The 12,642-nt window shown below is 71.2% G+C and carries 9 protein-coding genes; 4 read left to right on the top strand and 5 right to left on the bottom strand.

What is annotated here, in order from left to right:
• The first annotated feature begins 3 nt into the window (after positions 1-3).
• Together IF00_RS0137975 and IF00_RS0137970 are read left to right on the top strand one after the other, a co-directional pair.
• Positions 4-1,164: an acyl-CoA dehydrogenase family protein gene (locus IF00_RS0137975; protein ID WP_030326256.1), complete on the top strand. Its 1,161-nt coding sequence runs from the start codon at positions 4-6 to the stop codon at positions 1,162-1,164.
• Between the two features lie 229 nt (positions 1,165-1,393).
• Positions 1,394-1,996, top strand: a complete 603-nt coding sequence (locus IF00_RS0137970) for a helix-turn-helix domain-containing protein (RefSeq protein WP_030326254.1) — start codon at positions 1,394-1,396, stop codon at positions 1,994-1,996.
• A gap of 59 nt (positions 1,997-2,055) precedes the next feature.
• Here IF00_RS0137970 and IF00_RS0137965 read toward each other — a convergent pair whose 3' ends face one another.
• Entirely contained in the window at positions 2,056-3,072 is a 1,017-nt protein-coding gene (locus IF00_RS0137965) for an NAD(P)/FAD-dependent oxidoreductase (RefSeq protein ID WP_342451069.1), read from the bottom strand.
• Between the two features lie 118 nt (positions 3,073-3,190).
• Here IF00_RS0137965 and IF00_RS0137960 point away from each other — a divergent pair, with 118 nt between their 5' ends.
• Positions 3,191-3,490 carry a sulfite exporter TauE/SafE family protein gene (locus tag IF00_RS0137960; RefSeq protein ID WP_030326250.1) on the top strand — a complete coding sequence of 100 codons (300 nt, stop codon included), beginning with the start codon at positions 3,191-3,193 and terminating at the stop codon, positions 3,488-3,490.
• Here the strand turns inward: IF00_RS0137960 and IF00_RS0137955 are convergent.
• Both IF00_RS0137955 and IF00_RS0137950 read right to left on the bottom strand, forming a co-directional pair.
• A complete protein-coding gene (locus tag IF00_RS0137955; RefSeq protein WP_030326248.1) occupies positions 3,469-5,385 on the bottom strand; it encodes an ABC transporter ATP-binding protein in 1,917 nt (638 codons plus the stop codon). The genes IF00_RS0137960 and IF00_RS0137955 overlap by 22 nt on opposite strands.
• Complete coding sequence (locus IF00_RS0137950) at positions 5,382-7,175, bottom strand: ABC transporter ATP-binding protein (RefSeq protein WP_030326247.1); 1,794 nt, start codon at positions 7,173-7,175, stop codon at positions 5,382-5,384. The genes IF00_RS0137955 and IF00_RS0137950 overlap by 4 nt, the downstream gene beginning before the upstream one ends.
• A 302-nt stretch (positions 7,176-7,477) precedes the next feature.
• Here IF00_RS0137950 and IF00_RS0137945 point away from each other — a divergent pair, with 302 nt between their 5' ends.
• Positions 7,478-8,317 carry an NAD(P)H-binding protein gene (locus IF00_RS0137945; RefSeq protein WP_030326245.1) on the top strand — a complete coding sequence of 280 codons (840 nt, stop codon included), beginning with the start codon at positions 7,478-7,480 and terminating at the stop codon, positions 8,315-8,317.
• A 75-nt stretch (positions 8,318-8,392) separates the two neighbouring features.
• On the opposite strand, the gene fabV is transcribed toward IF00_RS0137945, so the two are convergent.
• Both fabV and IF00_RS0137935 read right to left on the bottom strand, forming a co-directional pair.
• On the bottom strand, positions 8,393-9,592 hold the full coding sequence (fabV, locus tag IF00_RS0137940) for an enoyl-[acyl-carrier-protein] reductase FabV (RefSeq protein ID WP_167346907.1): 1,200 nt from the start codon (positions 9,590-9,592) through the stop codon (positions 8,393-8,395).
• Positions 9,579-12,642 (bottom strand): type I polyketide synthase (locus IF00_RS0137935; protein WP_037640131.1); only part of this gene is annotated, 3,064 nt, incomplete at its 5' end. The genes fabV and IF00_RS0137935, both read right to left, overlap by 14 nt.

Raw genomic sequence — 12,642 nt, 5'->3', positions numbered from 1 at the left:
GTCATGGCGCGGAGCACGAGCGGCCCGCGGTCGCGATACCAGCCGGAGCACGAACAGTTCCGGGAAACCTGCCGGGAGTTCCTGCACCGCGAGGTCCTCCCGCACCACGCCCGCTGGGAACGCGAGGGCATCGTCGACCGCTCGGTGTGGCGGGCGGCGGGCCGGGCCGGACTCCTCGGCATCGGCGTCGACCCGGCGTACGGCGGAGGCGGCGAGCCGGACTACCGCTATCCGGCGGTGTTCCAGCGGGAGATCATGTGGGCCCGGGCCACCGCGCCCGGCTTCGTGGCGCACAACGACGTCATCGCCACGTACCTCGCCGACCGGACCACCGAGGACCAGCGCAAACGCTGGCTGCCCGGACTGTGCGCGGGCGAACTGATCGCCGCCATCGCGATGAGCGAGCCGGACGCCGGCTCCAACGTCGCCGACATCCGGACGACCGCGGTACGGGACGGGGACGCGTACGTCCTCAACGGGCAGAAGACCTTCATCACCAACGGCGAGAACGCCGACGTCGTCGTGGTCGCGGCGAAGACCGCCCCCGACCGCGGCGCCCAGGGCATCAGCCTGCTGGTGGTGGAGCGCGGCACGCCCGGGCTGACCCGCGGCCGGCGCATGGAGAAGCTCGGCTGGCACGCCAGCGACACCTGCGAGCTGTTCTTCGACGACTGCCGGGTGCCGGCCGAGAACCTGATCGGCAAGGAGAACGCCGGCCTCGCCTACATGATGGCCGGACTGCCCCGGGAGCGGCTCAGCATCGCGACCGTGGCGGTGGGGGCGGCGGAACGGATGCTCGCCGACACGCTGGAGTACGCGAAGACCCGCGAGGCCTTCGGCCGGCCGATAGGCACCTTTCAGCACAATCGCTTCCAACTGGCGACGATGGAAACCGAGCTGACGATCGCTCAGGTCTTTGTCGACCACTGCATCACGGAGCTCGACGCGGGCCGCCTGTCGGTGACGGACGCCGCGAAGGTGAAGTGGTGGACGACCGAGCTCCAGGTGGACATCGCCAACCGCTGCCTCCAGATCCACGGCGGTTTCGGCTACCTCAAGGAGAGCGCGATCTCCCGGGAGTGGGCCAACAGCCGGGTGCAGACCATCTACGGCGGGACGACGGAGGTGATGAAGGAACTCATCGGCCGCTCACTGGGCCTCTGACGCACGGCCCCCGATGCGAGGCCGCCGGCACCAGGCCTCTGACGCAGAACCTCTGCAGCGGGACCCGCCCCGTCCGCCGCGCGCCCCACCCCCGGCGCGCGACGGGCGGGGCGCACGCGTGGGGCAGGCGTGGGCCACGCGAAGGGGCGTGCCTGGACGGCCGCCACATCGACGTCCGAAAACAGCACCTCCCTTTGCAAATTCCGGAACAAGTGCATGTAATGACGGCGTGGAGCAGCCCTCGCCCATCGCCCAGGCCCTGTCCGCGGTCGGTCCCCGACTCAAGCGGTTGCGCACCGCCCGCGGTGTCACCCTCGCCGCCCTGTCGGAGGTCACCGGAATCTCCAAGAGCACCCTCTCGCGCCTGGAGGCCGGCCAGCGCCGCCCCAGCCTGGAACTGCTGCTGCCCATCGCCCAGGCCCACCAGGTCCCGATCGACGAACTGGTCGGTGCCCCAGACGTGGGCGACCCGAGGGTCCGGCTCAAGCCGCACGCGGTGAACGGCAACACGGTGCTGCCGCTGACCCGGCAGCCGGGCCCGCTGCAGAGCTACAAGATGGTCCTCCCGGCCGGCCGCGACACACCGGAGCTGTGCACCCACGAGGGATACGAGTGGCTGTACGTGCTCTCCGGACGGCTCCGGCTCGTCCTGGCCGACCACGACATCGTCCTGGACCCGGGTGAGGTGGCCGAGTTCGACACCCGGCTGCCGCACTGGTTCGGCAGCACGGGACAGGGCTCGGTCGAGGTCCTCAGCCTCTTCGGACGCCAGGGCGAACGCATGCACATCCGCGCCAGGCCGACAGGCCGAACGCCCGCCTCCGGCGACTGAGCCGGAGACGGGCGAGGAGGGGGAGGCGGCGCACGGACGGACGCCGGAAGGACGGAGAATCAGGCCGCGGGGACGGCCCCTTCGTCCTGGGAGGCCCGATGGGCCAGGAGATCCCTCTGGATCTCCTCGTCGACCAGGTCGTGGTTGAGCGCGAACGCGGCCGCGGCCCCCATGCCGGCCGCGGTGACGGCCTGGGCGCGGGAGTCCACCACGTTGCCGACGGCCCAGAGGCCGGGGCGACTGGTGCGCCCCGCACGGTCGGTGACCAGCCAGCCCTGCTCGTCGCGCTCGCAGCCCAGCCCGTCGAGGGCGGAGTCGTTCGGACTCATCTTCGGGAAGAGGAAGACACCGGCGCAGTCGACGGTGCGGCCGTCGGTGAGCTCTACGGCGTGAAGGCGCCCGTCCTTGCTGAGCAGGGTGGCCACGGACCCCTCGACCACCTGAACGCCGCGGGCGTCCATGCGCTCACGCTCGTCGTCACCGAGCGGCCGGTCGTGGGAGACGTACACGACGTCGTGCGACCACTGTCGCAGCAGCAGCGCCTGTCCGGCGGAGGCCGGATGAACACCGAGCACGACGATCCGCTGGTCCCGCACCTCGTAACCGTGGCAGTACGGGCAGAAGTGCACGTCCCCACCCCACAGCGCCCGCACTCCGGGGATCTCGGGCAGCTGGTCGCGCAGTCCCGTGGCGAGCACGACGTGCCGCGCGTCGAGCGAAGCACCGCCGTCGAGCCGCACGACGAAGCCGCCCTCGTCACGCGCCTCGACCTGGTCGACGCGCCCCTCGATCCGCACGGCCCCGTAGCGCGCGATCTCGGCCCGCCCGGTCTCGAGCACGGTCAGCGGCGACACTCCGTCACGGGAGAGGAAGCTGTGCATGTGGGCCGAAGGAGCGTTACGGGGCTCCCCGGCGTCGACGACGGCGACACTGCGCCGCGCCCGCGCGAGCACGAGCGCGGCATTGAGCCCACCCGCCCCGCCGCCTATGACGATCACGTCGTACGAGGTTCGAACACTGTTTTCCTTGTGGGCGCCGGTCATGGCGATCACCTCCGCCGCCAGGGTGCGGCCCACCCGGAATCCAGAACAATCTTTGTTGCCGTTTCCGGGACGCAGCCGTCGCCTTCCGGGCCCGCCGATCGTTGGTCGAAAGGCTCGTCGACCGATGCACCGGCGCTGAAGGGAACGGCAGTTGCTGATCGAGGCAATCGGAGCCGTGCTGCCGGCGGCGCTCGCGGTGGGACTCAGCCCGTTCCCGGTGGTGGGGGTCGTGCTGCTCCTGGCCGGGCGCCACGGCCGCCGCAACGGACCTCTGTTCGCCGCCGGTTGGGTCGCCGGGCTCGCCCCCACGCCCAGCCGGGCCCGGTCACCGTCCTCACGTCCGACGTCGAGGATTTCACATCTCTTCGTGCCCGTGGCCCGGGCGCTCGCGTCCCGCTCCGTGGCCGGGAGCGGGACGCGCGAGGCACCTCAGTGGGCCTCGGCGGCCTGATCGGTCCAGACGGCGTACATCTGGGTGTACCTGCCGTCTGCGGCGACGAGCTGGTCGTGCGCACCGACCTCGACGATGCGGCCCTCGTCGACCACGACGATGCGGTCGGCCTTCATCGCGGTGGAGAGCCGGTGTGCGATCAGGATCGCGGTGCGACCCTCCAGCAGCACGTCCAGGGCCTGCTCGATCTTGGTCTCGGACTGAAGGTCCAGGTTGGACGTGGCCTCGTCCAGGACCAGCACCCGGGGCTGGGCCAGGAAGGCCCGTGCCAGGGCGACGAGTTGCCGCTCGCCGGAGGACAGCGACTGGCCCCGCTCCTGGACGACCGTGTCGAGGCCGTCGGGCAGCCGCTCGACCACGTCGACCAGGCCGACCACCCGCAGCGCCTCGCGGACCCGGTCGTCGGAGGCGTCCGGGACGGCGAAACGGATGTTGTCCCGGAGCGGCCCGGCGAACAGGAAGGGTTCCTGCGGAACGACGCCGATCTGCCGGCGGAGGGACTCCATCCGCACGTCCCGGAGGTCGCGTCCGTCGATGAGGATCCGGCCGGACGTCGGGTCGTAGAACCGGGTGACCAGTTTGGCGAGGGTGGACTTTCCGGCACCGGTGGGGCCGACGAACGCCACGGTCTCACCGGCCCGGATGTTCAGCGACACCTCGGAGATCACCGGCCGGTCGGGAACATAGCCGAAGGTGACGTCCTCGAAGACGATCTCGCCCTCGACCTTCGGCAGGTCGACGGCTCCGGGAGCCTCCTCGACCTCCGCCCGCGTGCTCAGGAGTTCCCTGAGCTTCACGATCGACGACTGTCCCTGCTGGTAGGTGTTGTAGAGCTGCACCAGTTGCTGGATGGGCTGGAAGAAGGCGCCCAGGGAGAGCAGGAACGCCACCAGCTCGCCGATGGTCAGCTCCCCGTCGGCGACCATCCCGGCACCGATGGCCAGCAGCGCGAGCTGCCCCGCGACACCGATGACCTGGGTGCTCGGCGTGTAGATCGAGTTGATGCGTCCGGTGCGGACATTGGCGTCGTAGTAGGTGCCCGTGACCTGTCGGTGTTGCTCGATGTTGTGCCGCTGCCGGTTGTGCGCCGTGACGATGCGCACCCCCTGCAGGCTCTCGGAGAGATCGGCGATGACGGCGGCGATGGTGTCCCGCACCCGCACGTAGCCCTTGCCGGACGCCCGGTGGAACCACACGGACAGCGCGGTCAGGACGGGCACGACCAGTACGACGGTGATCAGTGCCAGCCGCACGTCGAAGGTGAACAGCACCACCGTGACGACGACCATGGTCAGGCCCTGGACGGCGAACTGTGCCAGACCGTCCTGCAGCAACGCCTGGAGGTTCTCGATGTCGCTGGTCATCCGGGTCATGATCACGCCGGACTTCTCGCCGGTGTAGAAGTTCAGCGAGAGCCGCTGCAGCTGGGTGAAGACCCGCACCCGCAGGTCGTTCATCACCCACGCGGCGATCCGCCCGGTCACCTTGACCCGCGCGGCCTGCGCGGCACCGGTGACCACCAGACTGATCAGGTACGCGACCGCGACCAGCACCAGTGTGCCGAAGTCCTTCGCCGTGATGCCGTCGTCGATGCCGATCTGGGTCAGCTTCGGACCTGCCTGGAGCGTCAGCGCCTCCAGGGCCACGAACACGCCGGCCAGCAGCACGATCGGCCAGTACGGGCGGATCAGCCGCCGCAGACTCAGCCCGGCGCCGTCGGGATCGGGCCGGCCGTGCTCGAACACGACCTGTGGCTCGGGATGTTCCGGCTCGGTCTTCAGCAACGTGTCGACGCTCGCCTGCATCTCCGGCGGCACTCCGGCGAAGGGCAGACCGGGCGCGGTGGCCCTGCCGCCTCCGTTGAACGCGGCGCCACCTCCCGTGGGAGACGTCATCGGCCCACACTCCCCAGTTCCTCGATGCTCTCGTCCGCCTGCGCCAGCACTTCCGCGTACAGCGGCGTGCTCGCGAGCAGTTCCCTGTGCGTGCCGTCCGCGACGATCCGGCCGCCGTCCAGCAGCACCACGCGGTCGGCCAGGCTGATCGTCGACAGCCGGTGCGCGACGATCAGCGTCGTCCGGCCGGCGAACAGGGACCGCAGCCCGGCGTGGATCTCCTGCTCCACCTGGACGTCGATGGCACTGGTTGCGTCGTCGAGCACCAGTACCGGCGGATTCACCAGCAGTGTCCGGGCGATCGCGATGCGCTGCCGCTGCCCGCCGGACAGCGTGTAACCGCGTTCGCCGATGACGGAGTCGTAGCCCTCGGACAGTTCGGTGATGAACTCGTGGGCCCCGGCCAGCCGGGCCACCCGCTCGATGTCGGTGATGTCAGCGTCCGGCCGCCCGTAGGCGATGTTGTCGCGGACCGACGCGGAGAACAGGAACGGCTCGTCCAGTACGACGCCGACGGCGTCCCGAAGGCTGCTCAGGGTCAGGTCCCGCACATCGTGCCCGTCCACGCTGACGGAGCCGGCGCGCACGTCGTAGAAGCGCGGCAGCAGTCTGGCCACGGTGGACTTTCCGGTGCCGGTCCGGCCGACCAGCGCCACGGTCTCGCCGGGGCGGAGCCGCAGCGAGAAGCCCTTCAGCACGTCGAGGCCCTCGCCGTAGCCGAAGGTGACCTCGTCGAATCGGACGTCACCGCGCGGCCCGGTGATCTCCCGCGCGTCGGGGGCGTCCGCGATCTCCGGCTTCTCGTCCAGCACCTCGTACAGCCGCTTGGCCGCGGCCGACGACCGCTGTCCCAGCATGATCAGGTTGCCGATCACCTGGAACGGAACCTGGAGCATCATGAGATAGGCGTTGAAGGCCAGGATCGCGCCGACGCCCAGCTCCCCGTGAATGACCAGGTATCCGCCGTACAGCAGCACGATCGCCATGCCGACGCGGGGCAGGTTCTGCACCAGGGGCGTCCACCGCGCGCGCAGATCGGCGTCCTTCACGTTCGCCCAGGCGACGCTCGTCGCGGTCTTCTGCAGCGAGGCGAGCTGGCTCCGTTCGGCCGCGAACGACTTGACCACGCGGACGCCGTTGACGTTCTCGTCCACCACGGTCGCGACATCGGCCAGCCGGGCCTGGATCAGCCAGGACACCGGGAACAGGGACCGTTGCATGCGCCGGCTGGCCACGAACATCAGCGGCATCGGCAGCATGGCCAGGATGGCCAGCGGCACGTCGATCGCGAGCATGTACACGAACGACACCAGCGAGATACCGGACTGCACCAGCAGGTACGGCGCGAACGCCAGATACATCTGTACCGCGCGGATGTCGGAGTTGGCACGGGAGATGAGCTGACCGCTCTGCATCCGGTCGTAGAACGGGAACGACATGGCGGTCAGGTGCTCGTACACGATGTTGCGCAGGTCGTACTCGATCCTGGCCGCGGCGCGGAAGAGCAGTTGCTTGGACAGGTAGCCGACGACCAGCATGATCACCGTCATCCCGACCAGCCACCACATGTAGTGCGACAGCGGCACCCTGTCCGACACGATCGAGTCGTCCACCGCGTCCTGGATCAGCCTCGGCACCTGTACGGCCACCAGCATGCTGGCGCCGGACATCACCAGGGCCGCGCCGAACATCCACCGGTGCGCCCGGACCAGCGGCCACGCTCGCCGTAACCAGGACCTGCTCGGGTCGGGGTCGATCGCCGCGCTGGGCGGCGGATACGTCTTGTTCACCTGATTCCCCTCTGTGCACGCCCTCGCGGGCGACCCACTCGGCCTGCTCAAGGCAGCATCAACTGCGCATGGAGCAAGGCGTGTTCGACGGTCCACGTGTGGGCCCCACGGATTCAGGATAGCAAAAGACGGTACGGCGTACGCAGTTTGTTTTTTTCGGCGACCCGTGCAAGCCTCGGTTGCCCGGCGGCGGCCGACGAGCGGACCCCTATGTCGCGGAACGCGCCCTTCCCGCCCGCTCGCAGACCTGAACGGTCGACGCCTGCTCCACCCGCACCATCAACCACGCGGAGGTCGGATCATTGGTTACCGTTGTCTTCGGCGCACGTGGAAACGTCGGCCGCAATGTCGCTGCCGGCCTGCTGGCCGTCGGCGAGAAGGTCAGAGGTACCAGCAGGGACCCGGAAGCGGGCGGCTTCCCGTCCGCGCTGGAGGTCCTCCGGGCCGACCTGGAGCGCCCCGAGACCCTGCCCGCGGTGCTGGCCGGTGCCGACAAGGTGTTCCTGTACGCCAAACCGGAGGAGATCGAGGCCTTCGTGGCGGCGGCGCGGTCCGCCGGCGTCCGGCAGGTGGTCCTGCTGTCGTCGGTGTCGGTGGTGATGGCCACCTCCGAACAGAACCCGATAGCCCGGATGCACCGGACGGTCGAGCTGGCCATCGAGCGGTCGGGGCTGGACTGGACGTTCATCAGGCCGGGCATGTTCGCCACCAACGCCCGTTGGTGGTGGGGGGACGCGATCCGCGGGGAGGGCGTCGTGCGCCTTCCGTACCCGGAAGCGCAGAACGCCCCCGTCCACGAGAAGGACATGGCCGCGCTCGCCGTGACCGCTCTGACCGAGACCGGTCACTCCCACCAGGCGTACACCGTCCACGGATCCGAGTCGCTGACGCTGCGGCGCCAGGTCGAGCACATCGGTGAGGCCCTCGGGCGCCCGATCCGGGTGGAGACGGTCTCCGTCGAGCAGGCGCGGGAGGAATTCGCCGAGAAGGCGCCGTCGCATGTGGCCGAAGCGCTCCTGCGCATGTGGGCCGCCTCCGACGGCGTTCCGGCCCCCATCTCGGTCATCGTCGACAGGATCACCGGCAGACCCGCGCACACGTTCGCGCAATGGGCCGCCGACCACGCCGACGACTTCCGCTGAGCCGACCTCCCCGGCTGACCGCCCTGCGGTGGTCAGCCGGGGAGGAGCGAGATGCCCATGGGCGGACTCCGATGTCTACGACTGCGGCCAGGGCAGGTCGGTCTCGACCGGGACGGTGTAGTCGACGCCGGGGACGTCGAAGCCGTACAGGGCACGGCACTGGGCCCTGAACCACGCGGTGTCGGCCAGCGCGGTGACGGTCTCGGGAGTGATCGACCGCCAGCGCTCGGCCACCGCCGCCTGGACCGGCTCGGACAGCTCCCAGCCATCGAGGCGGATGCGGCCGGAGTCGTCCACGTCGGGCCGGCGCGCGGTGAGCTGGTGCCACAGGTCGAGCGACTGCGCCACGGGGGACGGGAAACGGTCGCCGAGAACGCCACGGAGCAGACTCACGTAGAGCGGGATGCCCGGTATGGCCGTCAGCGCCTGGGTGACCAGAGCGCCGTTCACCGAGGTGAAGGCGCGGCCGCCCACCGCGGCCAGCCGCTCGGTCAGGGCGCGCGCGGTGGACTCCAGGTCGGCCTTGGCGGCGCCGATCGTGCCGCCGCGGTAGATCGCCGAGGTCAACGGCGAGCCGATGTACGTGAGGGCGACCGTGCGAAAGCCGCTCCGCAGCAGCCCGCGCTCGGCCAGCGCCGTGATCCAGCGGGACCAGTCCTCACCGCCCATGACCCCCACGGTCGCGGCGGCCTCGGCCTCGGTCGCCGGGGCGACGGTGACCTCCCGCACCTGCGCGGCCCCGTCGTCGCCGAACTCCAGGTTCCGGGTGGTGTGCGGCGCGCCGAGCGGCTTGAGCACCGACTGGTAGGTCGTGCCTCTCCTCGGGTCGGTACGCCGGGGCGCGGCGACGCTGTAGATCAGGTGGTCCACTCCGCCGAACCGCTCGGCCAGCAGATCCAGCGTCTCGGTCTTCGTGGTGTCGGCGAAGGCGTCGGCGTTGCGGAACGAGAAGTCCGCCCCGAGCTCGCGGGCGATCGCGTCGGTGGCGACCGTGCGGTACCACCCGGCGCTGGCGCTGCGATGCCCTGCCGGCCGTTCGAGGCCGATCCCCACGCCGTCGATGCCGTACCGCACCAGCCCGGCGATCGTGCTCGCCAGACCGTAGCCCGAGCTCGACCCGATGACCAGCGCCACCGGCCGCCGCGCCGGTGACCTCCCCGGGACCGGCACCTCGGCCCGCATCAGCTCCACGCTGCGGAAGCATCCGGCCGGATGCGCGTCGAGCAGAAGATAGCCACGTCCTGTCGGTTCCACGACGCGCTCAGACCGCGTCATCGGTGGGTGCATCATCGGCTCCTCCGCCGGATCGGTTGTCGAGCAGTGCCTGCTTGAGGTGCTGGACCAGGTCGTCCGGTGTCGACCGGTGGAACATCGACGCGGTGTCCAGACGCACACCGGTCGCCGAGGCGAGGCGGTTCCGCAGCGTCAGGATGGACAGCGAGTCGAAGCCGAAGTCGAGCAGGACCTGGTTCGGCCGCACCACGTCGGCCGACTCCAGCCCGAGCACCGCCGAGATCTGTGCGGAGATCAGGCCGTACAGCGTCCGGTCCTGTTCGGCCTCCGCCATCGACGTGAGCCGTCGCCGCAGCGATGTGACCGAGACCGCGCCTCCGCTCGCCGTGCGTTTGGCGGTGGTCCTGACCAGCGACCTGAACAGCGGCGGCAGCGCCTCCCCGGCCTCGGCCTGCCGGGTCAATTCGGCCAGGTCCAGCCTGGCCGGGATCCACACGGGTTCGTCCGCGCGGCAGGCGGTGTCGAACAGCGCGACGGCCTCCCGCGCCCCCAGCACGCCCACTCCCGCGTTCCCGCCACGGGACGGTGCGTCGCCCGGCGTCCAGGGCCCCCAGGCCAGCGACACCGCGGGGGCGCCGCGCGCCCGGCGCCGTCGCGCCAGCGCGTCCAGCGCGGCCGCCGAGGCGGCCGTGGCAGCGGTTCCGGCACCACCGACGGTTCCGGCGAACGACGAGCACAGGACGAGGGTGGCTTCCCCTATCTCCTGGTCGAGGACCTCCGCGGCACCGACCATCGCGCCCACCACGTCGGCGACCGCGTCCGGAGCCTGGGACGGTGGAGCCGACAGGGCCCTGTCGTGCGGCGGAGTCCGCGGAATGTGCACGACCATCGTCAACGGATGCTCCGCGGGCAGACGGCCGATCAGCTCCCGAAGCGCCGTGCGGTCGGCCGGATCGCACGCCGCGGTGGTGACGGCGGCGCCCGGCACGGTGGGTTCTACGGTCGGCTCGGGGGCTTCGGCGCCGGTGAACAGCAGATGCCGTACCCCGTGCACGGCGACGAGGTGCCGCGCCAGCCGCTCGCCCATGGGTGTGGTCCCGCCGGTGATCAGGACGGTGCCCTCGTGACCGGCGAACCGCTCCGTCGTGCCCGCCGGTGCGCCCGGGATGAGCCGTGGCACCCTCACCCGACCCTCCCGCAGGGCCATCTGCGGCTCGCCGGACATGACGGCCCTCGGCAGCGCACGCCAGGACGCCTCGTCGGCGTCCACGTCGGCGAGGACGAACCGTCCGGGGTTCTCCGCCTGCGCGGACCGGACAAGCCCCCACACCGCTGCGCCCGCGAGGTCGGCGCCGGCAGGGTCGAAGGCCGGCACGGCGGCGGTGGTCAGGAACACCACGGTCGCCGTGGCGAGCCTCTCGGCCGACGGCACCGCGTCCAGCAGGCTCAGTGTCTCCCGCACGGTGGCGACGACCTCCGCGCCTGCCGGCGCGGTGAGCAGCAGATACTCCGGCGCGTCCCCGTCGGCTTCGGCCAGGGCGTCGAGTCCCGGGTATGCCCGGGCGTACACGCCCGCGGCCGTCAGCCCCGCCGCTGCGCCGAGCGGATCCGCTCCCACGACGGCCCAGTTCGCCCTCCGGGGCGACGACTTCGCGAGGTGGTCGACCCATGCCTCCCTGTGGAGCAGGCCGAGTTGCGCGACTCCGGCGGCCCGCAGGCCCCCGGGTTCGACGGGCGTGGTGCCGACGGTGAACTCGGCGACCGGATCGCCCACGGTGTCGGCCAGCGTCACCGACACCGAGCCGGCGCGGTCCGGGCCGATCCGCACCCGCAGGGCGGACGCGCCGACCGCGTGGACGGCGACTCCGCGCCACGATGTCGCCAGCCGGGGGCCCTCGGTGCACGCGGCGTGGAGGGTGGCGTCGAGGAGGGCGGGGTGGAGGGCGAAGGCGTCGGGCTCGGTGGGGAGGGCGATCTCGGCGTAGACGTGGTCGTCGCGGCGCCACATCCGGTGCAGCCCCTGGAACACCGCACCGTAGTGGTACCCCTGCGCGGCCAGACTCTCGTAGGAGACGTCCACGGGCCGCGCCCCGGCGGGGGGCCAGGCCGTGAGGTCCCAGTCCGGGGACGGCGCCCCGGCATCCAGGACACCCGTCGCGTGACACGTCCAGGACGTGGCCGCGCCCGTGTCCGGCCGGGCGTCGATACGAATCGTTCGCCCGCTCTCGCCGGCGACCGGCTCGCTCACCTCCACCCGCAGTCGTACGGCGCCGTGCTCGGGCAGGACGAGCGGAGTCCGCACGGTCAGCTCCCGGACGCTGCCGCCGCCGACCCGGTCGGCCGCGTACACCGCCAGCTCCACGAACGCGGCACCGGGGAACACGAGGGTGCCGGCCACCTCGTGATCAGCCAGCCAGGGATGCGTGGCCAGGGACACCCGGCCGGTGAAGACCGTGCCGGCCGCACCCTCGACGACCGCGCCGAGCAGGGGATGGCCGGCCGCGGTCAGCCCGACCGCACCGACGTCACGACGGCCGGTGTCCGGGGTCAGCCAGTACCGCGCCCGCTCGAACGGATAGGACGGCAGGTTGACATGACCGCCACGGCTCTGGCCCGCCGGGTTCCAGCGGTCCACGGCCCCCGCCGTGAAGGCCTCCCCGGCCGACCGCAGGAAGCTGTCCGGGCCACCGTGGTGGCGGCGCAGCGTCCCGAGGCCGCGGGCGGGAACGTCCGTACTGTCGATGGTCTCCTGCACACCGGCGACCAGAACCGGGTGGGGGCTGCACTCGATGAAGGTGTCGAAGCCGTCCGCCAGCAGCAGCCGGGTGACGGCCTCGAACTCGACGGTTTCCCGGAGATTGCGGAACCAGTAGTCCGCGTCGAGTGCGGTGGTGTCGATCGACTGCCCGGTGACGGTGGAGTAGAAGCGGAGGTCACCGGCTTGCGGGGTGATCGGCGCCAGCAGGTCCATGACGTTCTCGCGCAGTCGGTCGACGTGCCAGGAGTGGGAGGCGTAGTCGACGGGGATGCGCCAGGTACGCACCCCCTCGGCCTCGAACACGGCCTGCAACTCGTCCAGAGCCCCCGCACTG

The organism is Streptomyces flavochromogenes, assembly GCF_000717595.1.
Lineage (GTDB): Bacteria > Actinomycetota > Actinomycetes > Streptomycetales > Streptomycetaceae > Streptomyces > Streptomyces flavochromogenes.
This window is presented reverse-complemented; position numbering and strand designations above follow the sequence as displayed.

Bases quoted from the DNA above. Each gene is read 5' to 3' on its own strand.
- IF00_RS0137975 (WP_030326256.1), top strand. From the start codon at position 4: ATGGCGCGGAGCACGAGCGGCCCGCGGTCGCGATACCAGCCGGAGCAC.
- IF00_RS0137955 (WP_030326248.1), bottom strand. From the start codon at position 5,385: ATGACGTCTCCCACGGGAGGTGGCGCCGCGTTCAACGGAGGCGGCAGG.
- fabV (WP_167346907.1), bottom strand. From the start codon at position 9,592: ATGACGCGGTCTGAGCGCGTCGTGGAACCGACAGGACGTGGCTATCTT.